General features: G+C 59.8%; 30 protein-coding genes. 11 read left to right on the top strand and 19 right to left on the bottom strand.

All coding sequences use genetic code 11. The features are described 5' to 3' along the window. Nucleotides 1-43 precede the first annotated feature (43 nt). Nucleotides 44-811: an NRDE family protein gene (locus tag D0544_RS14700; protein ID WP_125017442.1), complete on the top strand. Its 768-nt coding sequence runs from the start codon at nucleotides 44-46 to the stop codon at nucleotides 809-811. A 31-nt stretch (nucleotides 812-842) separates the two neighbouring features. Further along, nucleotides 843-1436, top strand: a complete 594-nt coding sequence (locus D0544_RS14695) for a YcbK family protein (RefSeq protein ID WP_125017440.1) — start codon at nucleotides 843-845, stop codon at nucleotides 1434-1436. Between the two features lie 31 nt (nucleotides 1437-1467). Here D0544_RS14695 and ptsP read toward each other — a convergent pair whose 3' ends face one another. Beyond that, nucleotides 1468-3744, bottom strand: a complete 2277-nt coding sequence (gene ptsP, locus D0544_RS14690) for a phosphoenolpyruvate--protein phosphotransferase (protein ID WP_125017438.1) — start codon at nucleotides 3742-3744, stop codon at nucleotides 1468-1470. Nucleotides 3745-3777: 33 nt separating this feature from the next. Further along, on the bottom strand, nucleotides 3778-4269 hold the full coding sequence (gene rppH / locus D0544_RS14685; protein ID WP_125017436.1) for an RNA pyrophosphohydrolase: 492 nt from the start codon (nucleotides 4267-4269) through the stop codon (nucleotides 3778-3780). A gap of 163 nt (nucleotides 4270-4432) precedes the next feature. Between rppH and D0544_RS14680 the strand changes: the two genes are divergently transcribed. Both D0544_RS14680 and D0544_RS14675 read left to right on the top strand, forming a co-directional pair. Continuing rightward, nucleotides 4433-5095, top strand: a complete 663-nt coding sequence (locus D0544_RS14680) for a histidinol-phosphatase (RefSeq protein WP_125017434.1) — start codon at nucleotides 4433-4435, stop codon at nucleotides 5093-5095. After that, nucleotides 5092-6180 (top strand): imelysin family protein, encoded by a 1089-nt coding sequence (locus tag D0544_RS14675; protein ID WP_164880943.1) that lies wholly within the window; start codon nucleotides 5092-5094, stop codon nucleotides 6178-6180. Before D0544_RS14680 ends, D0544_RS14675 begins: the two co-directional genes overlap by 4 nt. Here D0544_RS14675 and D0544_RS14670 read toward each other — a convergent pair. The 5 genes from D0544_RS14670 to D0544_RS14650 all read right to left on the bottom strand — a co-directional run bounded on the left by D0544_RS14670 (nucleotide 6136) and on the right by D0544_RS14650 (nucleotide 12021). Next, nucleotides 6136-6984, bottom strand: a complete 849-nt coding sequence (locus D0544_RS14670; RefSeq protein ID WP_125017430.1) for an ABC transporter permease — start codon at nucleotides 6982-6984, stop codon at nucleotides 6136-6138. The genes D0544_RS14675 and D0544_RS14670 overlap by 45 nt on opposite strands. A 4-nt stretch (nucleotides 6985-6988) precedes the next feature. Next, nucleotides 6989-8242, bottom strand: coding sequence for an ABC transporter permease (locus D0544_RS14665; RefSeq protein ID WP_125017428.1), 1254 nt, complete (start codon nucleotides 8240-8242; stop codon nucleotides 6989-6991). 61 nt (nucleotides 8243-8303) lie between these two features. Beyond that, nucleotides 8304-9374: an ABC transporter substrate-binding protein gene (locus D0544_RS14660; protein WP_243647349.1), complete on the bottom strand. Its 1071-nt coding sequence runs from the start codon at nucleotides 9372-9374 to the stop codon at nucleotides 8304-8306. An 84-nt stretch (nucleotides 9375-9458) separates the two neighbouring features. After that, complete coding sequence (locus D0544_RS14655) at nucleotides 9459-10553, bottom strand: ABC transporter ATP-binding protein (RefSeq protein ID WP_125017426.1); 1095 nt, start codon at nucleotides 10551-10553, stop codon at nucleotides 9459-9461. A gap of 274 nt (nucleotides 10554-10827) precedes the next feature. Next, nucleotides 10828-12021 carry a class I SAM-dependent rRNA methyltransferase gene (locus D0544_RS14650; RefSeq protein ID WP_125017424.1) on the bottom strand — a complete coding sequence of 398 codons (1194 nt, stop codon included), beginning with the start codon at nucleotides 12019-12021 and terminating at the stop codon, nucleotides 10828-10830. A 162-nt stretch (nucleotides 12022-12183) separates the two neighbouring features. Between D0544_RS14650 and D0544_RS14645 the strand changes: the two genes are divergently transcribed. Both D0544_RS14645 and D0544_RS14640 read left to right on the top strand, forming a co-directional pair. Next, nucleotides 12184-12702 (top strand): glycine cleavage system transcriptional repressor, encoded by a 519-nt coding sequence (locus D0544_RS14645; RefSeq protein WP_207905895.1) that lies wholly within the window; start codon nucleotides 12184-12186, stop codon nucleotides 12700-12702. A 229-nt stretch (nucleotides 12703-12931) separates the two neighbouring features. After that, a complete protein-coding gene (locus D0544_RS14640) occupies nucleotides 12932-13576 on the top strand; it encodes a hypothetical protein (RefSeq protein ID WP_125017422.1) in 645 nt (214 codons plus the stop codon). A 17-nt stretch (nucleotides 13577-13593) separates the two neighbouring features. On the opposite strand, the gene D0544_RS14635 is transcribed toward D0544_RS14640, so the two are convergent. Genes D0544_RS14635 through frdA form a run of 5 tightly spaced genes read right to left on the bottom strand, consistent with a single transcriptional unit; the run spans nucleotide 13594 to nucleotide 17735 of the window. Beyond that, nucleotides 13594-14376 (bottom strand): methyltransferase domain-containing protein, encoded by a 783-nt coding sequence (locus D0544_RS14635; RefSeq protein WP_125017419.1) that lies wholly within the window; start codon nucleotides 14374-14376, stop codon nucleotides 13594-13596. A gap of 42 nt (nucleotides 14377-14418) precedes the next feature. Next, nucleotides 14419-14781: a fumarate reductase subunit FrdD gene (frdD, locus tag D0544_RS14630; protein WP_125017417.1), complete on the bottom strand. Its 363-nt coding sequence runs from the start codon at nucleotides 14779-14781 to the stop codon at nucleotides 14419-14421. Next, nucleotides 14778-15197 (bottom strand): fumarate reductase subunit C, encoded by a 420-nt coding sequence (locus tag D0544_RS14625; RefSeq protein ID WP_125017415.1) that lies wholly within the window; start codon nucleotides 15195-15197, stop codon nucleotides 14778-14780. Before D0544_RS14625 ends, frdD begins: the two co-directional genes overlap by 4 nt. Next, nucleotides 15194-15952, bottom strand: coding sequence for a succinate dehydrogenase/fumarate reductase iron-sulfur subunit (locus tag D0544_RS14620; protein ID WP_125017413.1), 759 nt, complete (start codon nucleotides 15950-15952; stop codon nucleotides 15194-15196). The genes D0544_RS14625 and D0544_RS14620 overlap by 4 nt, the downstream gene beginning before the upstream one ends. Further along, the gene (frdA, locus tag D0544_RS14615; RefSeq protein ID WP_125017411.1) at nucleotides 15942-17735 is read right to left on the bottom strand and encodes a fumarate reductase (quinol) flavoprotein subunit; all 1794 of its coding nucleotides are present in this window, start codon (nucleotides 17733-17735) and stop codon (nucleotides 15942-15944) included. Before frdA ends, D0544_RS14620 begins: the two co-directional genes overlap by 11 nt. 273 nt (nucleotides 17736-18008) lie before the next feature. Between frdA and D0544_RS14610 the strand changes: the two genes are divergently transcribed. The 3 genes from D0544_RS14610 to D0544_RS14600 all read left to right on the top strand — a co-directional run bounded on the left by D0544_RS14610 (nucleotide 18009) and on the right by D0544_RS14600 (nucleotide 20195). Then, nucleotides 18009-18368: an MmcQ/YjbR family DNA-binding protein gene (locus tag D0544_RS14610; RefSeq protein ID WP_125017409.1), complete on the top strand. Its 360-nt coding sequence runs from the start codon at nucleotides 18009-18011 to the stop codon at nucleotides 18366-18368. Nucleotides 18369-18480: 112 nt separating this feature from the next. After that, nucleotides 18481-19800, top strand: a complete 1320-nt coding sequence (locus D0544_RS14605; RefSeq protein ID WP_125017407.1) for a DUF945 family protein — start codon at nucleotides 18481-18483, stop codon at nucleotides 19798-19800. A 143-nt stretch (nucleotides 19801-19943) separates the two neighbouring features. Further along, complete coding sequence (locus D0544_RS14600) at nucleotides 19944-20195, top strand: hypothetical protein (protein ID WP_125017405.1); 252 nt, start codon at nucleotides 19944-19946, stop codon at nucleotides 20193-20195. Here the strand turns inward: D0544_RS14600 and D0544_RS14595 are convergent. Then, the gene (locus tag D0544_RS14595) at nucleotides 20192-21082 is read right to left on the bottom strand and encodes a LysR family transcriptional regulator (protein ID WP_125017403.1); all 891 of its coding nucleotides are present in this window, start codon (nucleotides 21080-21082) and stop codon (nucleotides 20192-20194) included. The genes D0544_RS14600 and D0544_RS14595 overlap by 4 nt on opposite strands. 105 nt (nucleotides 21083-21187) lie before the next feature. On the opposite strand from D0544_RS14595, the gene D0544_RS14590 reads away from it, so the two are divergent. Continuing rightward, nucleotides 21188-21961, top strand: coding sequence for a ferredoxin--NADP reductase (locus tag D0544_RS14590; RefSeq protein ID WP_125017401.1), 774 nt, complete (start codon nucleotides 21188-21190; stop codon nucleotides 21959-21961). 24 nt (nucleotides 21962-21985) lie between these two features. On the opposite strand, the gene D0544_RS14585 is transcribed toward D0544_RS14590, so the two are convergent. After that, nucleotides 21986-22462: a GNAT family N-acetyltransferase gene (locus D0544_RS14585; RefSeq protein WP_125017399.1), complete on the bottom strand. Its 477-nt coding sequence runs from the start codon at nucleotides 22460-22462 to the stop codon at nucleotides 21986-21988. Nucleotides 22463-22831: 369 nt separating this feature from the next. On the opposite strand from D0544_RS14585, the gene D0544_RS14580 reads away from it, so the two are divergent. Further along, on the top strand, nucleotides 22832-23041 hold the full coding sequence (locus D0544_RS14580) for a cold-shock protein (RefSeq protein WP_125017397.1): 210 nt from the start codon (nucleotides 22832-22834) through the stop codon (nucleotides 23039-23041). A gap of 98 nt (nucleotides 23042-23139) precedes the next feature. Here the strand turns inward: D0544_RS14580 and D0544_RS14575 are convergent, their stop codons facing one another. The 5 genes from D0544_RS14575 to D0544_RS14555 are packed head-to-tail and all read right to left on the bottom strand — an operon-like array spanning nucleotide 23140 to nucleotide 25874. Next, complete coding sequence (locus D0544_RS14575) at nucleotides 23140-23832, bottom strand: hypothetical protein (RefSeq protein WP_125017395.1); 693 nt, start codon at nucleotides 23830-23832, stop codon at nucleotides 23140-23142. Further along, complete coding sequence (locus tag D0544_RS14570) at nucleotides 23796-24197, bottom strand: SMI1/KNR4 family protein (RefSeq protein WP_125017393.1); 402 nt, start codon at nucleotides 24195-24197, stop codon at nucleotides 23796-23798. Before D0544_RS14570 ends, D0544_RS14575 begins: the two co-directional genes overlap by 37 nt. A 25-nt stretch (nucleotides 24198-24222) precedes the next feature. Next, nucleotides 24223-24762 carry an isochorismatase family protein gene (locus tag D0544_RS14565; RefSeq protein WP_125017391.1) on the bottom strand — a complete coding sequence of 180 codons (540 nt, stop codon included), beginning with the start codon at nucleotides 24760-24762 and terminating at the stop codon, nucleotides 24223-24225. A 29-nt stretch (nucleotides 24763-24791) separates the two neighbouring features. After that, the gene (locus D0544_RS14560; RefSeq protein WP_125017389.1) at nucleotides 24792-25415 is read right to left on the bottom strand and encodes a LysE family translocator; all 624 of its coding nucleotides are present in this window, start codon (nucleotides 25413-25415) and stop codon (nucleotides 24792-24794) included. Nucleotides 25416-25475: 60 nt separating this feature from the next. Next, a complete protein-coding gene (locus D0544_RS14555) occupies nucleotides 25476-25874 on the bottom strand; it encodes a GFA family protein (protein ID WP_125017387.1) in 399 nt (132 codons plus the stop codon). Nucleotides 25875-25937: the final 63 nt, after the last annotated feature.

Raw genomic sequence — 25937 nt, 5'->3', positions numbered from 1 at the left:
AGTGGCGCAACGCGCTTCATTTCAGCCAAGAGACCCGAACGCTGTGTGCCTGATCGTATTTGACTACCATCCCGATAGCCGCCAGCTCTTGCGCCTGGCTGCCAACCGGGATGAGTTCTACCGACGCCCCAGCCAGATGGCCCACCGCTGGGAGGAGGCACCACACCTGCTGGCCGGGCGAGACATTGAGAAAGGGGGTACCTGGCTGGGGGTCAGTGAACAGGGTCACTTCGCCGCCGTTACCAATTTCCGCGAGGTGCCCGCCCGCGAGGCGCCCCGCTCGCGGGGACGGCTGACAGCTGAGTTCCTCAAGGGGGAGCTGGGGGCCCTCGACTACCTTCGACAGCTCGAGCCGGAGGCCGACCAGTACCCCGGCTTCAACCTGCTGCTCGGTGACCCGCAGGGGCTGTTCTACTTTTCCAACCGGGAAAACCGGATTCGCCGCCTTGCGGCCGGTCGTTACGGCCTCAGCAACCACCTGCTGGACACCCCCTGGCCGAAGCTGGTCGCCGCCAAACAGCGGCTCGATGGTGCCCACAACCACAGCCGGCTGCAGCAGCTCCTGCGCGACCCAGCAAAACCGGAAGATGCCGCGCTACCCGATACCGGTATCGGGCTGGGCTGGGAGCGACTGCTCAGCAGCTGCTTTATTGAAAGCGAGCACTACGGCACCCGTACCGCCACCAGCCTGATTATCGAGGCCAATGGTCAGACCAGTCTGCAGGAGCAGCACTTCGGCTCCCGCGGCATCGCCCTCGATAGCAACCACCACAGCCTGCGCTTCGAGCGACCCTGGCAGCACGACGCATAATTCCTGTACCCCTTAGGCCAGGGCGGGCATAATGCGCGGCTTTTCCGCCACCTTCAGTAATCTGCAGTACAAGAGACTCGAAGTGAATCGTCGCACCCTTCTCCACGCCCTCACCGCCGGAGCTGCCTGCCTGGCCGCGCCTGCCTGGGCCACCCCCTCCCTGGCCGTTACCAGCAGCGAGCTGCCGCGCCACCTGAAACTGCATAACCCCTACACCGGCGAACGGCTCAGCCAGCCTTTCTGGGAGCAGGGGCAGTACCTGAGCGATAGCCTTAATGACTTCAGCTATCTGCTGCGGGACTTCCACAACGGCGTCAGCATGGCCGTCGACCCACGACTGCTGGACCTGCTCTTCCGCTTGCAGCAACGCCTCGACAACTTCAGTGAAATCCAGGTGATCTCGGCCTACCGCACACCGGCCACCAACCGCCGGTTACGGGAGCAGGGGTTCAATGTGTCGGACCACAGCCTGCACAGCAAAGCGCAAGCGGTGGACATCGTGCTGCCGGGCAGCTCATTGAAGGCGGTTCGCAGGGCGGCCATTGAACTGGGGCGCGGCGGTGTCGGCTACTACCCCGAACAGGGCTTCATTCACCTGGATACCGGGCGGGTACGGCGCTGGTAAGCCGTTGCCGGACCGGGTGCCGGGCGACCCTCTAGTCCTGGCTGGCGCGGGCGCTCACCATCACCTTGCCCAGTCCTGCCTTGCGCATCTCCAGCTCCATCGTACTCTGGATCACAAAGGCGTTATCCATGGTAACGACCTTTTCCAACAGCTCCCGGGCCCACTGGGCGCTGATATTACGCAGTACCCACTTGATGCGCGGCAGATTGGTGGCGTTCATCGACAGCACATCGTAACCCATGGCCACCAGCAGCACCGCGGCGGCCGGATCACCCGCCATCTCGCCACAAATACTGACTGCGGCTCCCTCGGCATGGGCATCGCGAACAATGGAGCCCAGCGCCGCCAATACCGCTGGATGGAAGGAGTGGTAGAGCTCTGCCACCCGCGGGTTGTTACGGTCCACCGCCAGCAGGTACTGGGTCAGGTCATTGGTACCGATCGACAGGAAATCGACCCGGCGCGCAAAATCCCGCACCAGGTAGACCGCCGCCGGTACCTCGATCATCACCCCCACCGGCGGCAATTTGACATCCATCCCCTCGCTCACCACCTCACCATGGGCACGGTGGATAAGGTGTAGCGCCTCCTCCACCTCGGCCACGTTGCAGACCATGGGCAGCATGATGCGCAGGTTGTTGAGCCCCAGGCTTGCCTTGATCATGGCGCGCACCTGCACCAGGAAGATCTCCGGGTGATCCAGGGTAACGCGGATCCCCCGCCAGCCGAGAAAGGGGTTGTCCTCCTTGATGGGAAAATAGCTGAGGGCCTTGTCACCACCGATATCGAGGGTACGCATTGTCACCGGAAAGGGGGCGAAGGCCTGCAGCTGCTCGCGGTAGATCTCCTGCTGCTCCTTTTCGCTGGGGAAGCGCTCACGAATCATGAAGGGTACTTCGGTGCGATAGAGCCCCACCCCCTCGGCGCCCCGGTCGAGGGAACGGGCCACATCGGTCATCAGGCCGGTGTTGACCCACAGAGACACACGGGTCTCGTCGGTGGTGATGCAGGGTTTGTCCCGCAACACCTCCAGCCCGGCCACGAACTCGCGCTCCTGGTCGACCACCTCCTGGTAGTAGCCCCGCAGCTCCACCGAGGGGGAGGGGTAGACCCGCCCCAGGTTGCCATCGATGATCAGTTCAATGCCGCTGATGCGGGTAAAGGGCAGGTCAACCGCCCCCATCACGGTGGGCACCCCCATGGCACGGGCCAGAATGGCCACATGGGAGTTGCCGGAGCCTTTGACCGACACCATGCCCACCAGCTTGTCCCTCGGCACCTCGCCCAGCATTGCCGGTGTCAGCTCCTCGGCGATCAGCACACACTGGTCGGGGTAGACCACCTCCTCAACGTTATCATCCTGCTGCAGGTGGGAGAGCACCCGGCGCCCGAGGTCACGCACATCGGTGGCGCGCTCGCTCAGGTAGGGGTCCTCCATCATTTCGAAGGTTTTGACGTGCTCCTCGATCACCTGCCGCAACGCGCCCTGGGCCCACTGCCCCTGCTCGATTATCGTTCGCACCTCGGCGCCGATGGCGTTGTCATCGAGCATCCCCCGATAGACATCAAACAGGGCAATCTCCTCCGGTGGCAGGCTGGCGGCCAGTTTTTTGGCCGTGTGCTTGAGGTCTTTGCGAACCGCCTTGAGGGCTCGCCGCAGCCGTTTGACCTCCAGCTTGATATCTTCGGCGGGGCGGTCCGGAACCGCACTCAGGTAGGCAGGTGGCGAGAGCACCACCGCCTCGCCAATCGCCACTCCGGGAGCGCCGGCCACACCGGCAAAGCGGGTATCCTTGGTGGCGCGCCCGGTCTCCTGCCGGGTCAGGGAGCCGGAGGCCTCGGCATGGGCAATAACGGCCGCCAGCTGCGCCGACATGGTGACCAGGAAGGACTCCTCCGTCTCATCAAAGAAGCGAACCTCCTGCTGCTGAACCACCAGCACCCCCAAAATGGCGCGGTGATGAATAATGGGAACCCCGAGAAAAGCGTGAAAACGCTCCTCTCCCGATTCCTTGAGGTAGCGGTATTTTGGATGCGAGGCGGCATCCTGGAGGTTAATCGGCTCCTCTCGCAGCCCCACCTGCCCCACCAACCCCTCCGAACGCAGCAGCTTCATGCCGATAGCGGACTGGTTAAGCCCCTCGGAGGCCATCAGGGTGTAGCAGTTTTCATCGTTGTCATAGAGGAACACCGAGCACACCTCGGTCTTCATCGCCACCCTGACCTCGTGCACGATGATCTCCAGCGCCGCCTGGAGGTCTTTGGCAGCGTTTACCTTCTGGACAATCACGCGCAGTACGTTAAGCATTTAAGGGGGGGGTCTCCTTGATCGATTGAGGGGTTAACCCGGCGGGGCCTGGATACGTGCCAGTTTGGGAGCCAGCTCCTTCAACGCCCGCCGGTACACATCGCGCTTGAAGGAGACCACCTGCCCCAGTGGATACCAGTAACTGACCCAACGCCAGTGGTCGAACTCGGGGCTGTGGCCGCTAGCCACATCCACCGCGCTCTCCTCCCCGGTCAGCTGCAGCAAAAACCATTTCTGCTTCTGGCCGACGCAGATCGGGTGCGAATTGCGCCGCACCAGGCGCTTGGGTAACCGGTAACGCAACCAGCCGCGGGTACAGGCGATAATATTAACATCCTTTTCCCCCAGCCCGACCTCTTCGTTCAGCTCCCGGAAAAGCGCCTGTTCTGAGCTTTCGCTGTCGTTGATCCCCCCTTGGGGGAACTGCCACGCATCCTGGCCAATGCGCTTTGCCCAGAGTACCTGACCCTGGGGGTTGGCGAGGATAATGCCGACGTTAGGCCTGAAGCCATCTGCATCGATCAAAGCGCTAGCTCCTTAAAAATCGGTGAGAAACAAACGGTTAACTCGCTCCATTGTTCCACAACTGCCACATTATCGGCAATCGTCGCCGCACGGCGCCTGTATATTCCCGAAAAAGTCACTATCATAGCTCGCCAACAAGGGCCCATAGACTGAGAGGTAGGCGGTGGCACTGGCAATATTTGATCTCGATAACACGCTGCTGGGGGGCGACAGCGACCACTCCTGGGGTGAATTCCTGGTGAACAAAGGGGTGGTTGATGCGACCGAATACAAGCAGGCCAATGACCGCTTTTACCAGCACTACCTCAATGGCACCCTCGACATCCACGAGTTCCTGAGCTTCGCGCTGCGCCCCCTCACCCAACACAGCCTGGAGGAGCTGGCCGCGCTGCACCAGGAGTTCATGCAGCGCTGCATCGAACCCATGATGCTGCCCAAGGCGCAGGCACTGTTGCAGCAGCACCGGGAGGCTGGTGACTTCCTGCTGATCATTACCGCCACCAACCGTTTTGTCACCGAGCCCATTGCCCGCCGGCTGGGGGTCGATGACCTGCTGGCCACCGATCCCGAGTTGCTCGATGGTCGCTACACCGGCGACATCTCGGGTACTCCCTGCTTCCAGGAGGGTAAGGTGGAGCGGCTGGAACAGTGGCTGGCCGACAAGGCGTACAGCCTGGAGGGCAGCTATTTCTACAGCGACTCCTGCAACGACCTGCCTCTACTGGAGCGGGTCGACAACCCCGTCGCAGTGGATGCAGATGCTCGCCTTAGCGCCATTGCCATCGAGCGGGGATGGCCGTTGATCAGCCTGCGGGAGGCCCCATGAAGCGGCTGCTGGCCGGTGCAGGGCTGCTCCTGCTGGTCGCTTGTGACAGTTCCACCGACGCACCCGCCGGCACCGGCAGTGCCGCACTGTCCACGCCGCAGACGGCGGTGCCCGCTCCCGAGGCGCCTGCAGAAGGGCTGACCTCCTTTAGCCAGCGCTACCTGCAGCAGGCGCGCCGCCAATGTGCATCTGCCCTGTTTGAGGCCCAGCAACTGCAGGCCTCCCTCGAGACAGTGCTGGACCAGACCGGGCCGGAGGCCCTCGCCGCGGCCCAGTCGCAGTGGGAGAAAGCCCATCTAAGCTGGCTGCGCTGTTCGCTGTTCAGCCATAATGCCGGCCCGCTGGACACCCCCGCTGGCGAGGATCCCTTCCCGCTGTCGGCTCGTATTGCCAGTTGGCCCATCAGCCCCGGCTACGTCGACAGCCTGCCGGAGCACCCCTTCAGCGGACTGGTCAACAGCCCGGATCTGGCCTTGAGCCGTGCCAGCTTGCTGGAGCAACACCAGCTCACCGCCGCCAACGAGAGCAGTGTCGGTCTCTACCCACTGGAGACCCTGCTGTTTGGCACCGATGACAGCCGGACTCCGGAAGAGCTAAGCGCAGCGGCCGAACCGGCTGGCGATTTCAGCAGCCAGCAGCGGCGTCGCGAGTACCTGGCTCTGCTGGGGGCCCTCTACAGTAGCGATCTCAAGGCCTTGGTGGCCCGCTGGGATCCGGAGCTGGCAAGCTTCCCCCAAAGCTTGGCGCGCTTTAACCCCCACCAGCAACGCCTGCTGCTGGTCGAGGGGCTGCGGGAAAGAGTGCTCGAATTAGGCCAGGAGGTCCTGCTGCTGCAGGAGGAGGAGAGTGGTACACGTCACCGGCAGCGCCTTCTGGTACCGCTGGAGGCGCTGCAGCTGCTGGCCGGGGAGGAGGAGCTTCCGGCACTCCAGCAACGCATTGAGCCGCTGCTGACCCGCCTCGGCACCGCTGCCGATAATCCTGAAATCGACCCGGCGCTGCAGGCTCAGTTCAATGAGCTGGCCAGCGATCTGGGAGCGTTACTCGGTGACGCCACGGATGCGATCGCTGCGCCGCCGCAGTAGTTCAACCGTCAGCAGCAGCATCACCGACAGCACAATCAACAGGGTAGCCACCGCCAGGATAGTGGGGCTCAGCTGCTCCCGCATCCCGGCCCACATCTCCCGCGGAATGGTTCGTTGATCGGTACCCGCAACAAAGAGCACGACCACCACCTCATCGAAGGAGGTGGCGAAGGCGAACAGGGCACCGGAGATCACACCGGGGCGGATCAGCGGGAAGGTGACCTTGAAAAAAGTGGTCCGCGGGTTCGCGCCCAGGCTGGCGGACGCCTTGGTCAGGTTGTCATCAAAACCCACCAGGGTGGCGGTCACGGTAATGATCACGAAGGGAATCCCCAGAACCGCATGGGCCATGATCACCCCTAGGTAGGTCTGGGCCAGGTTCACCTTGGTGAAAAAGAAGTACATACTCGCGGCCGAGATGATCACCGGCACAATCATCGGTGAGATCAAAAGCCCCATGATGGCCCCCTTGAAGGGCATGTGGCGCTGACTCAGTCCCAGTGCGGCCAGGGTTCCCAGGGTCATGGCCAGGAGGGTGGCACAGACGCCGATGATCATGCTGTTCTTGATCGACAGCATCCACTCCTGGCTTTCCCAGATATTGCGATACCAACGGAGCGAGTAGGCCTCCGGCTCCAGCCTGAGCATCCCCTCGGTGAAGGTGAAAAAGGGCTCGGCATTGAAGGAGAGGGGGATAATCACCAGGATCGGGATGATGAGGAAAAACAGCACCAGCGCCGAAAACAGCCGCAGGCCGTAATAACTGACTCGCTCAAGCGCGGTAGCATGGATCGGTAAACTCACTCTATCACCCCAGCTTCATCTGGCTGGCTCCCACCAGCCGGTTATAGATCCAGTACAGCACCAGCACCACAACCAGCAGGCTGCCCGCGAGGGCGGCACCCAGCCCCCAGTTAAGGGACGTCTGCATATGGTAGGCGATCAGGTTACTGATCATCTGCCCGGTACGCCCACCCACCAGCGCCGGTGTAATGTAGTAACCAATGGAGAGGATAAACACCAGAATGGCGCCTGCACTCAGCCCCGGCACCGTCTGCGGGAAATAGACACGCATGAAGGCATGGGCCGGGGTCGCCCCCAGCGAGCGCGCGGCCCGCATATAGACCGGCGAGATGCTCTTCATGACGCTGTAGGTGGGCAGGATCATAAAGGGCAGCAGAATATGGGTCATCGCCACCACCGTGCCGATCTGGTTGTACATCATATCCAGCGGTTCACCGATGACCCCCAGCCCCAGCAGCACGCTATTGACCACCCCCTGCCCCTGCAGCATCACGATCCAGGAGCTGGTACGGACCAGCAATGAGGTCCAAAAGGGGAGCAGCACCAGGATCATCAACAGGTTGCTCTTGCTGGGCGGCAGTATCGACAGGTAGTAGGCCAGGGGGTAACCCAGCAGCACACAGAACACCGTCACCAGCAGCGACAGCTTCAGGGTTTTGAGCAACATATCCACGTAGATCTGGCGCTCTTCCGGCTGCGGCACGATCTTGCCCTTGCTGTCGTATTGCATATCGAAGGCAGCGAGGTAATGGGTCAGCGTGTACTCACTACTGAGAACCTTGAAGGCACCCCATGTCTCCGCTTCGCCCCAGTCAGGGTCCAACTGGAGCATAAAATTCTTGTAGTCATCGCCTTTGTATCGTTGCAGCTTGCGCGCGCTGCCGGTCAGCAGGCTGCGCATACCGCTGTATTCAGAGTTGAGCCGGTTGGCGATGCGCCCGATGGTTTTCTCCTTGCGGGCTTCAACCAGTGCCTTACCCACCGCGGCATAGATCTCCTCTCCGGGCAGCTCTTGGGAGTCCCACTCCTGCATCAACCGGGCGACCTCGGGCATCGCCTCCACCAGCACCGGGTTGTGGACGCTGCGGTATAACATCTCGGCCAGAGGCATCACGAAGGTGAACAGCACAAACAGCATCAAGGGCACCACCAGCAGCAACGCGCGTATCTTCAGGAAACGCTCGGCTTTGCGTAGGCGCGCCTTGAGCTGGGGGTCGATCCCCTGTTCATCGGCTGGCGTATCGGCACTCATGCTCATAAAAACGGATCTTCTTCACAGGAAAAAACGGCGGGGGCCAATTGCCCCCGCCGACAGGGGCTTACTTATTCAGCCAGGCGTTGAAACGCTCATTGAGCTCGTCCTGGTGATCCGCCCACCACACGTGATCGACGGGAACCGCGGTCGCGAAATTCTCCGGCGAGGTCGCCATGTGCGGCATCATCTTGTCGCTGACCAGCGCGATGGAAGACTTACGTGCCGGTGCGTAGGAGATGTAGTTGGTCTGGTCCGCCAACCGCTTGGTGTCGGTAGAGAACTTCAGGAACTCCATCGCCTTGTCGAGGTTCTTGGTGCCCTTGACGATGGCAAAAAAGTCCAGCTCGGCAAACTGCGCGTCCCAGATGATCTTGAAGGGCTTGCCCTCCACCTCTGATGCATTGTAGATACGACCATTGTAGGCGGTGGTCATGCTGACCTCACCGTCGGCCAGCAGCTGAACGGGCTGCGAGCCGGCTTCCCACCACACCACCTGCTCTTTGATCTCATCCAGCTTGGCAAAGGCACGCTCCACCCCCTCTGGTGTGCTCAGCACATTGTAAACCTCACCGCCGGCTACCCCGTCGGCCATCAGCGCCCGCTCCAGGTTAACCTTGGGGGTCTTCTTCAGGCCGCGCTTGCCGGGAAACTCCTTGAGGTTGAAGAAATCAACCAGCTTGCTTGGTTTCTTACCGGAGAACTGGCTTTCGTCGAACGCCACGATCTTGCCCCACACGATGTTGGCCACACCGCAATCCTCAAGCCCACCGGCGACAAAATCATCAACCGCGGCGACACCGTTATCGCCCTTGGGCAGGTCATCGGGGTTGATCTCAACCAGCAGCCCCTCATCGCAGGCACGGATCACATCGGCCTTCTCGAGGTCAACGACATCCCAGGTGACATTGCCAGCCTCTACCTGCGCTTTGATCTCGGCGATACCACCGCTGTAGTTCTCGGAGATAATGTTGGTGCCTGTTTGGGCGGTAAACGGCTTATGGTAGGCCTCTACCTGACTGGCGGTATAGGCGCCCCCCCAGGAGACAACCGTGAGATCTTCGGCAGAAGCCGTCATTGAAGCCGCTGCCACGGCAACCGCCATGGGCAATCGGGTAACCAGTTTTTTCATTGTCATAACCCACTCCATTGATAGGATTTGTTTTTATGAACGATTAGCGCTCGGCCATCCAGCCGGCGCAGCGCTGTTACAGCACGATTACTACTGCACAATATCCAGTGCACGGGCGTCATTGGATGACCAGGCCACCTGCACAGAATCTCCCTCTTTGAGGCCACTGTTGGCCGCATTGTTGGGCAGTTTGAGAATAAACTGCCCCTGGCCGAGCAAGCCGACCCGTACCCGAATATGATCGCCGTGGTAGATGCGTTCCACGACCTGGCCCACGAAGTGGTTTTCATGCCCATTGCCCTGGGTATCAAGCACTACCCGCTCCGGCCGGATCGATACGATCACTTTTGAGCCGGGCGCTTGCTCGGTAACCGCCGTGGCGACTACCGGTTCACCGTTAACCCGCAGGATACAGCGCCCGTTTTCGTAGCGTTCCACCTCGCCGAAAAGCACGTTGTTTTCACCGATAAAGTCCGCCACAAAACTGTTCATAGGCCGCTCGTAAAGGCCCTGGGGCGTATCCAGCTGCTGCACCACTCCGTTATTGAAGACCGCGATGCGGTCCGACATGGTCAGAGCCTCTCCCTGATCATGGGTCACATAGACCACCGTCACACCCAGGCGCTCATGAATATGCTTGATCTCATACTGCATCTGCTCCCGCAGCTGCTTATCCAGCGCCCCCAACGGCTCATCCATCAGCACCAGGGTGGGTTCAAAAACCAGGGCCCGCGCCAGCGCCACCCGCTGCTGCTGGCCGCCGGAAAGCTGCTTCGGCCGGCGCTGCTCAAACCCGCTCAATTCCACCATATCCAGCGCTCGCTTGACCTTCTCCTCGATATCCGCCCGCGACAGTTTGCGCACCTGCAGGGGATACGCCAGGTTTTCAGCGATCGTCATATGGGGAAACAGCGCATAGTTCTGGAACATCATGCCGATGTTGCGCTTATGGGGGGCGATGCGGTTAACAGCAGACCCGTTGATAAAGATTTCGCCGTGGGTAGGGGTTTCGAAGCCCGCAAGCATCATCAGGCAGGTGGTTTTCCCGGAACCCGATGGGCCCAGCATGGTGACAAACTCACCCTTTTTGATATCAAGGTTGAAACCCTTGACCACCAGGTTTTCGCCGTCATAGGTCTTCTGTACGTCCTGAAAGCTGACGTAACGATCATTCGCGTCCGACATTCAATCCTTCGCTGCGGGTGGTCCCGCCTTTAGAGTTATGGAGCCTTCAAAACAAAAAAGGCCCGCAGGGCTATTAAAAATATCAAACAGCATCGTGCCCCATAATGCAACCACCCCAGCCCATGAGGGGAGCAGATGGTGATCAGCTCTCAACAAAGCACTAAAGTGGAGCACGTTCACTTTGGCAGCGCCTGTGAACGACGAAGATTTCTTACAGAATCGACGCCCCCTTAATTGGCGCACGGCCCAAAACAGTGCCTGGGCCGCCGATCTATCAGGCGAGACAAACCCGACAGAAAATCGCCTTCAGGTATTCGGTTTCCGGGATGGACGGATGAATCGGGTGGTCTGCACCCTGGTGCCCCTGCTCAATGATTTGCAACTGGCGGTCCAGATGGCGACTCGAAAGTCGCAGGATATCCACCAGGTTGTCGCGCTGCAGATGCATTGAGCAGGAGGCCGACACCATCACTCCGTCGCGGGATAATAGTCGCATCGCCTGCTCATTGATGCGACGGTAGGCCTGCTCACCGGCCTTGATATCCTTGCGCCTTTTGATAAAGGCGGGCGGGTCCACCACAATCAGGTCAAACCGCTGCTGCTCTTCGCGCAACTGCTTAAGGGCCGCAAAGGCATCCCCCTGCAATGTGGAGACACGCTCCTCCAGGCCATTGAGACGGGCATTTTCGTGCACATACTCCAGCGCCGACGCCGAAGCATCCACACAGACCACCTCCTCAGCTCCAGCCGCCGCCGCTTGCACCCCCCAGCCGCCGATATAGCTGAACAGGTCCAATACCCGCTGGCCACGGGCGTAGTGCTGGAGTCGGGCACGACTCATGCGGTGGTCGTAAAACCAACCGGTCTTTTGCCCATCCAGCACCGGGGCCAGGAAGTTAACCCCGTTTTCCCGCAGGGGAACCGGGCCCGTCACCTCACCGACCACCACCTCAGTGTACTCATCAAGGGCCTCCGGACGGCGCAACTGGCCGCTGTTCTTCAACACGATGGCGGCCGGGTTGAGCACCTGTTGCAGCGCCGTGACCACCTCGTCCCGCACCCGCTCCATACCGGCCGTGGCGATCTGCACCACCAGCAGGTCGTTAAAGCGGTCCACCACCAACCCAGGCAGCCCGTCACTGTCACCGTAAACCAGGCGATAGCAGGGGTCTTCGAAGGCCCGCTCCCTCAGTGACAGGGCCCGCTGGATGCGGTGCACCAGCAGGGATTTATTCAGCCCGTGCTTGAGGTCCCGGCTGACCATGCGGCCACAGATGAGGGTGTTGGGGTTGACATAGGCAACCCCCAGCGGCTTGCCCGATGCCGTTTCCACCACCACCTGCTCGCCCGCTTCAAAGCGGGTAAGCGGGGTGGCCTTGGTGTCGACCTCGTTACTGTAGATCCACAGATGCCCCGCGCTCAGGCGACGCTCAGCTTTGGGTTTAAGGCGCAGCAGATTAAAATTCATACATCACTCCCCTCCAGAGCCCTTAACTGATTTTTGCGGGCAGGAGATCAAGAAAAAAGGTGGGCTATTATACGCTCTGTGGAGCCATCCCCATCAATCGCAGCTTTACTTTGTCGCCCCGGGGCGACCTATAATTAACTCTCCTACAAGGAGGAAATCACATTGTCCACAGATCTGGTAGTTTCCATTATCGCCGACGACCAGCCCGGCCTGGTTGACTCCCTCGCCCAAACCGTGGTCGACAACCAGGGTAACTGGCTGGAAAGCCGCATGGCACAGATGGCGGGCAAGTTCGCCGGAATCCTGCGGATCAGTGTCAGTGAGCCCCACTCCAGCTCCCTGCAAGAGGCGCTGGAAGCGCTGCAGACCCGTGGCATGAAAGTCATCGTCGAACAGGCCGTTGATGAGTCAGCTCCCGCGACACGGGCGCTGCTACTTAACCTGGTCGGAAACGACCGGCCCGGTATCGTGCGTGAGGTGTCGCAGCTGCTGGCCAGGCAGCACATCAACGTCGAGGAGCTCTCCACCGAGTGCACCCCCGCCCCCCACAGCAGTGACATGCTGTTCCGGGCCCAGGCTCGACTTCAGGTACCCACCGACGTTGATATCGACACCCTGACCGAGACCCTGGAATCCCTCGCGGACGACCTGATCGTCGAGGTCTCTCACCCCGGCGCCTGAAACCGGCGTAGAGGTCCTCGGAACAGTCCCGGACCTCTTCCCGGCCACCCTTGACCTGCCCGGCCAGCGGCATATACTGATAAATCACCCCTGAGAAAAAAACTGCAATCTCTTTACAAAACAATTAATTAGCAGCCACTTTTTTCCCGCCCAGGTTCGTTTTTCCTTCCCCTCCTCAATATTTTATGTATTCTAAAACTGAGGCCAACCGCAACAGGGGAGTCACGTTATGCCGCTGTCACCTGTCGAAGTCTGGGGTATTGACCAGATCAACGTTGAGCAGATCGACGAGGATGGCAACAGCCGCCCTCTCTACGTCGAGCACCGTTTCCTAAGGGACGATCAGGACGATCAGTTTCACACCGTGGTGGCCGAGGTGGGTTTCAACCCCCGCTGGCGCTACATTGCGGCCATCGCCCAGGACCAGACCGCGGCTCGCGAGCACACCTATTACCACCTGGGCCATTTCCGCGACATCAAACAGGCCGAGCGCCACATTCGACGCTTCAAACGCGCACCCGAAAAAAGCGTAGTCGCCACCCTGCCATTGATGTGCATGGAGAATGGGCGCTACCTCTCGCTCTACCAGACGGCTTACATGTCCGCGTTCGACCACGAGTCCTTTACCGGGCTGTTTGAGGCGGATCATGGCTGTTACTGCCTGGTGGCCATTCCCGATGTACCCGGGGTGACCGGAATTATCTACGAACCCAACAGCGGCATACCCCGCTACCTGGGGAGCTTTGATAATGATCTGGTCAGCCCTGCGGTCAATGCACACAACAAGGTGCTGGTTCACCAGGACAACATTACCCTGGCACAGGAAAGCCGGGTTGCCAAACGTTTCGAGGCTTACGAGTATTACGAGCATTAGTCATTTTCAAGAAATACTCATACACCAGGCAGCGGTATGAACTGTAGGCGGTCAAGCTGAGCACAGAGCTCTGCCTCCACCTCTGCCGGCAACCCTTTAAGCGGGCTATCCTCCGCAGGAGAAAACCCCTCTCGAGACGCGAGCAATACGATATTGCCGCAGCCTGGCACCTCAATGAGGGCTATATGGGGCAGGAAGCTGCGCAGGGTAAGCAGCACCGAGAACAGTTGGGCATTGGTTTTTGGCATCAGGTTGATCGCCAACACCCCACCCGGCGCCAGCCGGCACGCGAGGCCACGATAAAAGCTTCTCTGCTCGAGTAGCGGGCTCTGGCACTCCCCCTCAAACAGGTCACAGAGCACCAGATCCCAGTTCCGCTTATCCTTTTCAATAAAACTTTCGGCAGAGCACACCTCCACCTCAGAGCTCTCAGGCAACCCAAAATAGCGACGCGCGAGGTCGACCATAACCGGGCTGCGCTCGACGGAAAGCATCCGGGCATCGGGAAACCAACGCTGGAAAAAGCGGGCGAAGGCACCGCCCCCCAGCCCCAGGTCCAGTACGCGCCCCGGTAAGGGCCGCACCGCCAGCGCACCCAGCATCGCCACCTGATAGGCCAGCTCAATGCGCTCAGGAAATGCCAGGCTCATCAACGATAGCAGCGAGTTATCACCCACATACAGCCATCGCACCCTGTCCGACTGGTGCACCTCAACCCGGCCATTGCCATCAACCACCGTTGCCAACAGGGACTCCCCCTCCCCGCTTTTGCGGACCAGCTCGTTGATATCCAGCTTCACATCAACCGCTCCGGTGCAGCAGCTGCAAGCTTTGAAAGCAGCCTAGATAAGCAGCAGCCAATAGCCCACCGCCAGGGTGACCAGGGTGCTACCCCCATAGAAGATCAATAGCGACAGCGTATGGGGCAAATGCAGGTGCAGATCCACCAGGCCGTGGTGAATGCGGTGGGCCGCGTGATAGAGCGGTAGGCAGATCACCACCATCAGCAGCAGCTTACCCAGCCAGGATGACGCAAACAGCATCACATTGTGATAACTGATCACATCAGCACTGACCCAGCCCAGCGGTGTCGCCACCCCTAACATCAGCACCACAGCAGGCAGCAAAAAGGCCGCAACCATGCCGCCGGCGCCGAACAGGCTCCAGACGATAGGCTCGTTTGAACGCACGTAATTCGATTTCATTGTGCACCTCCCCACAACAACATCAGCAACAGGGTGGTTACGACACAGGCCACCCAGTGGCCACGCTCAACCAGTACAGGGTCGAGCGCCTTACCGCCCACCCGAATCACCACAATACGCGGAGCCAGGCGAAACCAGGTCAGGGTATGGTAAAACAGGGCCACCAGCATCAGCAGGTGCAAAGGGATCGCCAGCGAGCTGGTCACGGTCTCGACCCAGCCCTGCCAGGCCAACGGCCCCTGAATCAGGCGCATCACCCCTGTCGCCAGCATAATGGCGTAGACAGCCAGTACCAGGGACGTTCCCTCGCGCAGCATGTACAGGAAATAGTACTGTTTATCGAGCCACCATCCTGCCGATTGTTTGCGCACATAGGGCCGCCGGTTCACCGCGTTGGTATTGTGCTCAGAGATCATTGGTCACCTCCCTTCGGTAACACCTGCTTAACGTAGTCCAGCGCACTCATCGCCTTGCCCTGATTGATCGCCGCTGCCGGGTCAACATGTTTGGGACAGACTTCCGAGCAATAGCCAACGAAGGTGCAGCTCCATACTCCCTGCTCCGAGTTAAGCATCGGCATCCGCTCCTCCTCACCCTGATCCCGCGAGTCTCGCAGATAGCGATACGCCAGGGTCAGGGCCGCAGGACCCAGGAACTCCGGGTTGCGCCCAAACTGCGGACAAGCCGCATAGCACAGCCCGCAATTGATGCACTGGGAAAACTGCTTATACAGCGACACCTGCTGCGGTGTTTGCAGATACTCCTCCTCCACCGGCACCGAGGTATCCATCTCTTTAGGGTCATGGCGGAAAAGATAGGGTTTGACCTCTTCGAGCTTGCCGACAAAGCTGGCGATATCGGCCACCAGGTCCCGCTCAATGGGAAAGTTATCCAGTGCAGCAATCCTCAGCGACGAGTAATCCCGCAAAAAGGTCTTGCACCCGAGTCTGGGGACATCGTTCACCATAAAGCCGCAGCTTCCACAGATCGCCATTCGGCAAGACCAGCGAAAGCTCAGGCTTGAATCCAGCTCGTCCTTGATAAACTGAAGCGCTTCAAGAACCGACGTGTCCTCGTTATAGGGCACGCTAAACTCCTGCCACCAGGGCTCAGCATCCAGCTCAGGCCGATAGCGTTGAACGCTTAGGCTCATTGATTTGTTATTGGCCATCTTTGCCCTCCTGCGCTGACTCCTTGCGCTCAGCAGCCTCCCCGTACAGACGCGCTGCCGGCGCCGATTTGGTGATCACTACATCCTGGTATTTGATAAGCGGGCCTGTGTCCTGCTGCCGGTAAGCCAGGGAGTGCTTAAGATAGTTCACATCATCCCGTGTATTGAACTCGTCCAGCCGCTGATGCGACCCCCTCGACTCTTTGCGCATTAGCGCGGAATGTGACATAACCTCGCCAATATCCAGCAAAAAGCCGAGCTCAATGGCATACAGCCACTCCGTATTAAAGACCGAGCTGCCATCATTAAGGCCTATTTTTTCATAGCGCTGTTTAAGCTCAGCAATGGCATCACAGGTTTTCTGTACTCCCTCCTGGCTCCGGTAAATACCCACCCCGGCCTCCATCGTATCCGCAAGGTCACGCCGGATATGAGCGGGGTTTTCGCTGCCTTTTTGGGTTCGAAGGGCCATCCACCGCTCGGCTTTCGCCTCGGACAGGGCGGTTATGCGTGCCTTATCAACGGCCCCGGAATCCCTTGCATGCCGGGCGGCCTGCTCACCGGCCACCCGTCCCATCACGCAAAGCTCGGCCAGGGAGTTCGACCCTAACCGGTTCGCTCCATGCAGCCCCGAGCTGGCGCATTCGCCCACAGCATAGAGGCCGGGAAGCTGGGTTTGCGCACGGATATCGGTGCCAATCCCCCCCATGGTGTAGTGCACCGTTGGCCGCACCGGGATCGGCTCCTTGACGGGGTCGATGCCCAGATAGGCGCTGGCCAGCTCGCGGATAAAGGGCAGTCGTTCATTGATCTTCTGGGCACCCAGGTGACGCAGGTCCAGGTTAACCGCGGTACCGCGAGAGGTTTCGATCACCCGCCCCTTCTGCTCTTCGTGCCAGAAGGCCTGGCTCAGGCGATCCCGCGGCCCCAGCTCCATGGTCTTGTTACGGGGCTGGCCGATCGGCGTTTCAGGTCCCAACTCATAGTCCTGCAGATAGCGGTAACCGTCGCGATTGGTGAGAATTCCCCCCTCACCACGGCACCCCTCGGTCATCAGTATTCCGGTACCGGGCAAGCCAGTTGGGTGGTACTGCACAAACTCCATATCCCGCAGCGGCGCTCCGGCCCGGTAGGCGAGCGCCATACCATCACCGGTGACAATACCGCCATTGGTATTGAAGCGGTACACCCGGCCAGCCCCGCCGGTGGCCATGACCACCGAACGCCCGAGAAAACGGGTAAAGGTACCGTTGGCAATATCAACCGCCAACACCCCCTGAACCCGGCCCTCATCCACCAGCAGGTCGGTGCAAAAATACTCATCAAAACGCTTGATTGACGGATACTTGATGGAGGTCTGGAAGAGCGTATGCAAAATGTGGAAGCCGGTCTTGTCAGCGGCAAACCAGGTGCGCTCTATCTTCATCCCGCCAAAGGCTCGTACGTTGATCCGGCCATCCTCGCGCCGGCTCCAGGGGCACCCCCAGTGCTCTAGCCGCAGCATCTCCTTGGGACACTGCTCGACAAAAAACTCCACCACATCCTGGTCCGCCAGCCAGTCGGCACCGGACACCGTATCGTTAAAGTGGTATTCGAAACTGTCATGGTCTTGCACCACCCCGGCCGCGCCCCCTTCGGCCGCTACCGTATGGCTGCGCATCGGGTAGACTTTCGAGATCAAGGCAACACTCAGGTCGGGGGCGCTCTCGGCGATCGCAATGGCCGCCCTTAGCCCACCGCCACCCGCACCAATAACCAACACATCCGCTTCTATGTGATTCATACTCGCTCCAGCCCTCCATGCCCGAGAAAGCCCCATCATGCACCTACGCCAGCCTCAAATGGATGATGTACATCACCTTTTCCATGATTCGGCTTCGGCCCGCACTCAACGAACCTGCTGGGGCTCCCCTAAATAACGCCCTTTTCGATCGCTTAACACCGCTCCGAAAGTGTAGCTCGCTCCTGCAAACTTGCTCCCCATCACCGCCCCCGGCTACCCTTGGAGTCAATGCCCCTGCCCAGGTGCCACTCCGTTCACGAGGCCAGAGTCAGCATGCAAACGTCTACCGAGGTAACCAACTACCTGCTCGCCAAACCGGGGGCCTATGTGGACTACCCCTTCGGCCCTCAGGTGCGGGTGTTTAAGGTCGCCGAAAAAGTATTTGCCCTGTTCGACCCCGACCAGAACCCTTTACGCATCAACCTCAAATGTGAGCCGATGCAATCCCTCGCGCTGCGAGATCTGTTCGATGCCATCCAACCCGGCTACCACATGAACAAGAAACACTGGAACACCATCACCCTCGACGGATCGGTGCCACGGGGTGAGCTGATGCGCCTGTTCGATCTCTCCTTCGAGCTGGTCGTTAAGGGGTTACCCAAAGCCCGGCGCATTGCCCTGCGGGCAGACTAACCGCGTCACACTCCTCAACAGCCGGCCACTCCCGTATTGGTTGCGCCGCACCCGCCGGTTATGATGCAGACTCTCCGCCCATGCGGCCCCGAACCGTTGCAAAGGATTTAACATGAAAAGGACTCTTTTGGTGCTGGCACTCCTGCTGGCAGGCGCCACCGCTGCCACCCCTTACCTGGTTGGCACCGAGGCTGAAAAGCTCTACCAGCGTGAGGTTGCCCGACTCGAGCAGCAGGCCGACTACCTGGGCATTGCTCATCTCCAGCACCAGTTTCAGAGAGGCCTTTTCAGTAGCCACGCCACCTTAACCTTTGACCTACAGGGGGCATCACCGATGGACACCCCCGTTGCGGTCCTGGTGGAGTCAGAACTCTCCCATGGCCCCATTCTGCGAACGCAGGAGGGGCTATCGATCGGCCTGTACGCCTCCTCAGACAGACTGTCATTGCAACGAGGACCCGAAGCGCTCATGCGCTTTTTACAGGAGACCCTGGGCGAGCAGCTGGCGACCGCTTCCAGCCGGGTCGGCTTCGACCAGGTACTTCACTCCAATGCCCGTATCGCCCCCTTCCGCTACCAGGTACCGGAGGGGCAACTCGATTTTGGCGGAGCCGGATTTACCATCGAGGCCAACCTGCTGGAGGAGCGTTCAACGGGAACCATCAGTCTCAACCCGCTCAGCATCCAGAGCGACGGCAGCTCTCTCGAACTCAGCCAGGGCAGTGGAGACTTTGATTTCCAGACCCTCACATCCCCGCTGGTTGTGGGTGATTTTTTTATGCGACTGGAGCAACTTAAGATCAGCGCCCCTCAGCTTAACCTGACGCTCCGGGGGCTGACCCTCACCACCGCCCAGCGGATGATTGACGGCAAACTCAACCTGGAGGAGCGGATCGCCATCGAGTCGATTGATCCGCCCCCCCTGCAGGCGGCCAGCTATGGGTTTGAGCTCTCCCACCTCGATCCCGGTGCGTTGGAGCTCTGGAGTGATCTTGCCCTGCAGGTCAACCAACCTCTGGCCGAGCCCTCCGACAGTATGGAGCAGGAGGTACGCGCCCTGATCAGTCGCACCTTCCAGCCTGGCCTCCGCCTCGATCAGACGCTCCACATTGAAGCCTATGGCGGGATACTGGTCACCGACCTCAACCTGCTTTATCGGGGGGTACCCGATGGGCAGCACCTGCTGGATATCCAGGATCCGTTGCTACTGCTCGATGCCGTGGATGCGGACCTGCTGGTGCGCGCCGATGAACGGGTATTTGAAGCGAGCCCTCTGGGTGGCACGATGGAGCTCTACCTGAAGCAGGGGCTACTGACCCGTAACGGTAACCAGCTGCAGCTGAAAGGGGAACTTAGGGAAGGGGCTTTAACGTTGAACGGGCAGCCTTTCCCCCTACGAGAACTGCTGGAGCAGCAGGCAATCGCTTACTGATAATATAAAATCCTATGCTTGATCCACATCCGAGCCGGATTCGTTTAAACAACCCGAGAGCTGCTTTAGGTTGAACAGGGCAAGAAGACCCCGCAGCCTCTCCAGGCTCTGGCCATCAAACTGCCGACAATGATGGAGAATGAGTGCCCGCCGACAAAGCGGGCACTAGCGGTGCGCTCAAGGTATCCAACACCACGCTGGATGCCCTGCGTCGCTCTGGACTGGGTGACGAAACGCTTAGCCTTTGGCTGCATGAGAGTGCCAACTCCACCGATCAGCAGCAGGAGATCGAGCCGTCCCAGCCGGCACCGCTGCTGGCGTTCAAGGCATCCACCGACCAGGCTCTGGGCGAGCGATGGCACCACTACCAAAAGCAGGTCCCTGAGCAGGATTAGAGTAGCTCAGGGTACTCCTGACAGAGCTGGATCCAGCGGGAGATACCCGCACTTCGATACTTGCTGCGGTGCAAAATAAAGTAGAAGTGGCGCGAAAAATCACGTCCAGGAACCGCCAACGGGACCAGGGTTCCCCGCCGGAAGGCATCCCTTAGCGCCACCCTCGACAAGCATCCGACTCCCAGCCCCGCTTCCACTGCGCGCTTGATCGCTTCGGTGTGCTGCAGTTCAAGGCGCACATCCAGCTCCGACACCAGACCATGGAGCGCCCGCTCAAAAGTCTGGCGGGTACCGGAGCCGGGCTCACGCAAAATCCAGGGGGTTTCACGCAACGCCCGCTCATCCAGGACCCCCACTCGCGCCAGCCGATGTTCAGGGGCGCAAAAGGCCACCAGGTGATCCTCGCGCCAGGGGATAATCTCCAGGTCAGGGTGATACAGCTCGCCCTCAATCAGTCCTATATCCAACTCGTAGTTAAGCACCCGCTGCACCACCTGGGAGGTATTGGCCACCTCCAGCGCCACCCGCGCCCCCGCCTGCTCGCCCATATAGCGAGACATGATCCCCACCGCCAGGTAATTACCGATGGTCAGGGTAGCGCCGACGTGCAGCGCCCCCGGAGTGCGGTGCTGAGCCAGCGCCTGCTCCAGTTCAGAGGCCTGCTCCAGCAATGCCTCCGCCTGGGGACGCAGCAGGCGGCCCAGCTCGTTCAGCTGTAGCCGTTTACCCACCCGGTCGAAGAGCTGGATATCAAACTGCTGCTCCAGTTCGCGCAACGCACTGCTGGCCGCCGACTGGGACATGGAGAGTCGTTCGGCCGCGCGTGTGATGTTTTCCGTATGGGCGGCCGCCAAAAACACCTCCAACTGGCGAAAGCTGTACCTCATTATCTAGTTTTCCGATTAGTTTTATCGATAATACCCATTTTACCGATTTAGGAAACCAAGACTATAGTGCTTTACATCTTATGAACAGCGTCAGGAATCCCCTTTATGAGCGCACTGCTTCGCGAACAGGTCACCGATGTACAGCACTGGAATAACACCCTGTTCAGCTTTAAAACCACCCGCAGCCCGGGGCTGAGGTTCAAAAACGGCCACTTCATCATGATCGGCCTTGAGCTGGAGGGGAAACCCCTGATGCGCGCCTACAGCATTGCCAGCGCCAACCATGAGGAGGAGCTGGAGTTTTTCAGCATCAAGGTACCCGATGGCCCCCTCACCTCGCGCCTGCAAAACCTCAGCGTGGGCGATGAGATCGTCATGAGCCGCAAACCCACCGGGACCCTGGTGCAGGACCATCTGCTGCCGGGCCGCAACCTCTACCTGCTCAGCACCGGCACTGGACTGGCGCCCTTCCTGAGCATCATCAAGGACCCGGAGATCTACGAGAACTTTGACCGTGTCATCCTCACCCACGGCGTTCGCTACGTGTCGGAACTGGCCTACCAGCAAATGATCACCGAGGAGCTGCCCAACCATGAATACCTGGGAGAGTTGGTCAGGGAGAAGCTGCTCTACTACCCCACGGTCACTCGGGAGAAGTATCGCCATAACGGTCGCCTGACCGACCTGCTGGTGAGCGGTAAGCTCTCCTCCGAGCTGGGCCTTCCTGCGGTCAGTCCCGAGAACGACCGTTTCATGCTGTGCGGAAGCCCCAGCATGCTGAAGGAGTTCTGCGGCATTCTCGATAGTATGGGCTTTCGGGAATCGCGCCACGGCGAGGCCGCCCACTATGTGATCGAACGCGCCTTTGTGGAGCAGTAACCGCTCCCTCCGATTCGCCGATCGCTAGCCGGCGGCGAATCGCTTGAGGGCCTCACCGGTAAGCCGGTAGATCACCCACTCATCCTGAGGTTCGGCGCCCAGACTCTTGTAAAAGCCGATGGCGGGTTCATTCCAGTCGAGCACACTCCATTCGAAGCGCCCGCAACCCTGTTCAACCGCCATTCTTGCCAGCTGTTGCAACAACCCCTTGCCGGCGCCGCCGCCGCGCTCTTCGGGGGTGATATAGAGGTCCTCCAGATAGAGACCCTTGCGCCCAAGCCAGGTGGAGTAGTTATAGAAATAGACCGCATAACCGATCGCACGCCCGTCGCGCTCGCAGATCAGGGCGCTGGCGGGAGAGCCCTCGGCAAACAGCGAACGACGAATCCCCTCGGCATCGGTTTTCACCTCATGCTCCGCCTTTTCATAGCGCGCCAGTTCGACAATAAAACGCAGAATCGTGTCCACATCCGCCTCAACCGCTGGACGAATTCTAATCATTTTCTCTCCTTTTGGATCCGCTTGCACCCGACCCCATCCACTGGGGGAATCCCCTGCGGCATCCATATTTTTATCTTCAAAAACAATGAGATATAAAACCTTAAAGACTGGGCACCAGGGATAGGGCGGCGGCGACCGGAATCCGGAAGCGCCACTGTCGTAAAATTTTCATACAACTATCGCCCGACAACGATTGACGCCACTCGTATAGCGTGTAAACTCGATTACAGCCTGAAGGTATGGCTGTATTGTATGGTTACCGTAAGACGCATTCCAAGAAGTTCGTCCTGTAGACATAAGAAATACCCCATCTTTTCAGCAACAACGCCCCCTGGGGCAATTCGTGTTTGTATTACAGGATTTTAAGCAATGTCTAACACCACCACTGGTACCGTAAAGTTCTTCAACGAAACTAAAGGCTTCGGCTTCATCGAGCAAGAGTCTGGCCCTGATGTGTTTGTACACTTCAGCGCTATCCAGTCAGAAGGTTTCCGTACCCTGGCCGAAGGCCAGAAAGTACAGTTCACCGTGACTCAAGGCCAGAAAGGCCTGCAGGCTGAGAACGTTGTAGCTATCTAAGCTAAACGACCAGTTCTGTCGCGGCGGGGTGCATACCCCGCCGCACCCTCCCCAACAAACCCCAGTCAAATTTCCTGGCTTGCCCTTGCCTGCAGCGCCTAGTGCAGCGGACGGCCACACCCCCTGAGCCTTAGCGCTCCCCAAACCACCTCAACCCGCGACGAAAAAACCTCTCCGCTCATGCTGTCGTTGCAGGATAAGGCTTCAATTCGAATCGCCAGTTTCTCTTGCGGTATGCGGTAAAGCGTTACGCCTGCAGTGCTCTCTGTTTCAGCTTCGGGCAGGTCAAACACCAACCGCGTAGACCCGTAATCTGTGACCAGTTGCGAAGGGACTCCCCGGCCGATCTCCAGATACCAACCGGGCTCATTGCCAACCCCTCGAAAATCGAAGCCGTTCAGCTTAGACGCTTCCCAGACAGCCGCTCGAGGATCATTAACACACTGGTAGCTCTGCTCTCCAACCCTGAGTTGCGCCCCCGTCGTGGTGCGTAAGAGCGTCACCGACTCGCTTTGAAAACGACTTTCCTGGCTCCCACCGACCCGCTCCAGCGAGAGGGTCTGGCGGGGCAAGAACAACCACAAACGCTCCCCCTCTGCCCGTGCAACCGCCTCCAGCCCCTGATCGCAACGATAGACCCAGGTATTATTGGCCGCCGCTGGCTGGCTCCAACCCGGATCAGCCGCAGGCAGCAGGCTACAGCCCCCCAACAGCAGCATCGCGGTCAGCCCCAGGCGACGCCCAGCGAAACGCATTAGCTTTCCATCCAGATATCGCGCACCCAGTGCCATACCGACTCCCAACGCTCCTCATCGATCCCCTCCTCCGTCCATAGCAGCACCTCTCCCTGCGCATCCACCGCATAGTAACGCCCACGATCCTCGCACAGCGGTACATACTCTCGCGGTAGCCCCAGCGACCAGGCTACAGACGCCACTTCCGGCAGATAGGTATGCAGTTGGGGGTCACTGGCGGTGACCGGTTCCAGTGTGCCATAGACGATATCGCTGGCGGTCAGCAGAAAGCGCCTCAGTTCATAGGGCAGCGGGATAAGGATCTGCTCCTCCACCTCCACCAGCTCATCCTCAGTGGGCAACTCCAACGGAACCGGCACGCTTTCGGCCAACTCACGCAGCTCATCAATCACCTCTTCCACAATAGCTCCCCCGCCTCTCAGGCCTCTATTTGATTACCCTTAGCAGTTGCCGGAAACAGGGGTCGTCCGCCCGCCCGACTAACTCAAACAACGCCATCTCGACACTGGTCAATCGAGCCCCTTCACAAACCAGTCGCTCTATGGCTATCTGGCTATTGGCTGGATCGCGGGAGGAAACGGCATCGGTCACCAGATGCACAGCGTACCCCGCCGCCAGCAGATCCCGCGCCGTCTGGTAAACGCAGACATGAGCCTCGATACCGCACAACAGCAACTGGCTCGCCCCGGAGGCCTCTATCGCCGACCGAATCTCCGGCTCGGCCCAGCCGCTGAAGCTCTGCTTGGCCAGCGGGCTCCGCCCCTCCAAAAGTTCTACAAAGCGCGGCAGTGTCCCCCCCAGCCCCTTGGGGTTCTGCTCCATCCAGATCACCGGCAGACGCAGAATCAATGATCCACGGAGCAGCTGTTCCAGGCGCTGAAACAGTGCCTCAGGCCGGGCAACCCGTGTGGCCAGGTTGCCCTGCACATCGATAAAAAGCAGTGCGGTATCATTCCGCTGCAGCATGGCTCCACCTCCTCATCCATTCTGGCCCATCAACCCGACGCCAGCCATACCCCCACCCCGATCATCAGGCTACCGGCAATACGGTTCAACAGGCGCACATTACCGCTTTTTTGCAGGAAACGACGCAGCTGGCGTCCGCCACTGGCATAACCCAGCATACAGATGAACTCGCTGCAGAGAATGATACCCACCAACACCATCAGCTGGGGCAACAACTCGGCCTGGGAGTTCACAAAGGGGGGCAGCAGGGAGATCATGAACGCCCACCCCTTGGGGTTAGCGATGGCGGTCACGAAGCCCTGCATAAAGAGCACCCGACCCGGCACCGGAGGCAGCTCCTCGACCTGCTCTCTGATCACCATCTTGCCCCGTGAGCGCCACATCTGGATACCCAACCACACCAGATAGCCCCCCCCGCCATACTTTAGCAGCAGAAACAGGCTCGGGTAGTTGAGCATGATCGCCGCCACACCAATCACCGCCGCCACGGACACCAGGCCAACGCCCAGCAGCTCCCCCCACATCATCCACAGGGTACGCCGCACACCGATGGTCATACCCATGGTCATCGCCAGGGTCATGCACATCCCCGGGGTGATGGAGACCAGAAAAAAAGTGGGAATAAAGACCAGCAACACCGACAACTCGACCACAACCTCTCCTTAAAACTCTACGTCGAACACCATGATTTCACTGCCAGCGCCAGAAACCCCTTAATGCCCCGGCTCCCACTCCGGGTAGCCCACCAGCTCATCGCTGTCCGCCAGCCAGGGGCGTCGATGGCTGTCCCAGATACGCTGAACCGGCCGCACCCCGGGGTCATCATCAAGGGAGGCCACCCGCAGCACCCAGGGCTGACCCTCGCGCCGCGCCACCAGCTGCGAGCCACACCGGCCACAAAAGTAGCGCCATTTGCCCGCCGAGGACTCAAAGCTACGCAGCAGCTCCTGCCCCTGCACCCAGTGAAAATGGCGATCTTCAACCGCCGCAGCCGTGTTGAAGGCCGCGCTGTGGGCTTTCTGGCAGCTCAGGCAGGAGCAGTGCTGGATCGCTGAATCCAGTTGCTCCACCTCGTAGACCACCCCTTTACACAAACAGCTTCCTCTTAGCATCCCTAACCTCCAACGGGTGAGGCGCAACACCTCAGGCCTTTGATCCCGGCCAGTTAACCAGAC

Source organism: Aestuariirhabdus litorea (assembly GCF_003864255.1).
Taxonomy (GTDB): Bacteria; Pseudomonadota; Gammaproteobacteria; order Pseudomonadales; family Aestuariirhabdaceae; genus Aestuariirhabdus; species Aestuariirhabdus litorea.
This window is presented reverse-complemented; position numbering and strand designations above follow the sequence as displayed.

Bases quoted from the DNA above. Each gene is read 5' to 3' on its own strand.
- D0544_RS14695 (WP_125017440.1), top strand. From the start codon at position 843: ATGCGCGGCTTTTCCGCCACCTTCAGTAATCTGCAGTACAAGAGACTC.
- ptsP (WP_125017438.1), bottom strand. From the start codon at position 3,744: ATGCTTAACGTACTGCGCGTGATTGTCCAGAAGGTAAACGCTGCCAAA.
- D0544_RS14675 (WP_164880943.1), top strand. From the start codon at position 5,092: ATGAAGCGGCTGCTGGCCGGTGCAGGGCTGCTCCTGCTGGTCGCTTGT.
- D0544_RS14665 (WP_125017428.1), bottom strand. From the start codon at position 8,242: ATGAGCATGAGTGCCGATACGCCAGCCGATGAACAGGGGATCGACCCC.
- D0544_RS14660 (WP_243647349.1), bottom strand. From the start codon at position 9,374: ATGACAATGAAAAAACTGGTTACCCGATTGCCCATGGCGGTTGCCGTG.
- D0544_RS14655 (WP_125017426.1), bottom strand. From the start codon at position 10,553: ATGTCGGACGCGAATGATCGTTACGTCAGCTTTCAGGACGTACAGAAG.
- D0544_RS14650 (WP_125017424.1), bottom strand. From the start codon at position 12,021: ATGAATTTTAATCTGCTGCGCCTTAAACCCAAAGCTGAGCGTCGCCTG.
- D0544_RS14640 (WP_125017422.1), top strand. From the start codon at position 12,932: ATGCCGCTGTCACCTGTCGAAGTCTGGGGTATTGACCAGATCAACGTT.
- frdD (WP_125017417.1), bottom strand. From the start codon at position 14,781: ATGAAATCGAATTACGTGCGTTCAAACGAGCCTATCGTCTGGAGCCTG.
- D0544_RS14625 (WP_125017415.1), bottom strand. From the start codon at position 15,197: ATGATCTCTGAGCACAATACCAACGCGGTGAACCGGCGGCCCTATGTG.
- D0544_RS14620 (WP_125017413.1), bottom strand. From the start codon at position 15,952: ATGGCCAATAACAAATCAATGAGCCTAAGCGTTCAACGCTATCGGCCT.
- frdA (WP_125017411.1), bottom strand. From the start codon at position 17,735: ATGAATCACATAGAAGCGGATGTGTTGGTTATTGGTGCGGGTGGCGGT.
- D0544_RS14610 (WP_125017409.1), top strand. From the start codon at position 18,009: ATGCAAACGTCTACCGAGGTAACCAACTACCTGCTCGCCAAACCGGGG.
- D0544_RS14605 (WP_125017407.1), top strand. From the start codon at position 18,481: ATGAAAAGGACTCTTTTGGTGCTGGCACTCCTGCTGGCAGGCGCCACC.
- D0544_RS14595 (WP_125017403.1), bottom strand. From the start codon at position 21,082: ATGAGGTACAGCTTTCGCCAGTTGGAGGTGTTTTTGGCGGCCGCCCAT.
- D0544_RS14590 (WP_125017401.1), top strand. From the start codon at position 21,188: ATGAGCGCACTGCTTCGCGAACAGGTCACCGATGTACAGCACTGGAAT.
- D0544_RS14585 (WP_125017399.1), bottom strand. From the start codon at position 22,462: ATGATTAGAATTCGTCCAGCGGTTGAGGCGGATGTGGACACGATTCTG.
- D0544_RS14580 (WP_125017397.1), top strand. From the start codon at position 22,832: ATGTCTAACACCACCACTGGTACCGTAAAGTTCTTCAACGAAACTAAA.
- D0544_RS14575 (WP_125017395.1), bottom strand. From the start codon at position 23,832: ATGGCACTGGGTGCGCGATATCTGGATGGAAAGCTAATGCGTTTCGCT.
- D0544_RS14565 (WP_125017391.1), bottom strand. From the start codon at position 24,762: ATGCTGCAGCGGAATGATACCGCACTGCTTTTTATCGATGTGCAGGGC.
- D0544_RS14555 (WP_125017387.1), bottom strand. From the start codon at position 25,874: ATGCTAAGAGGAAGCTGTTTGTGTAAAGGGGTGGTCTACGAGGTGGAG.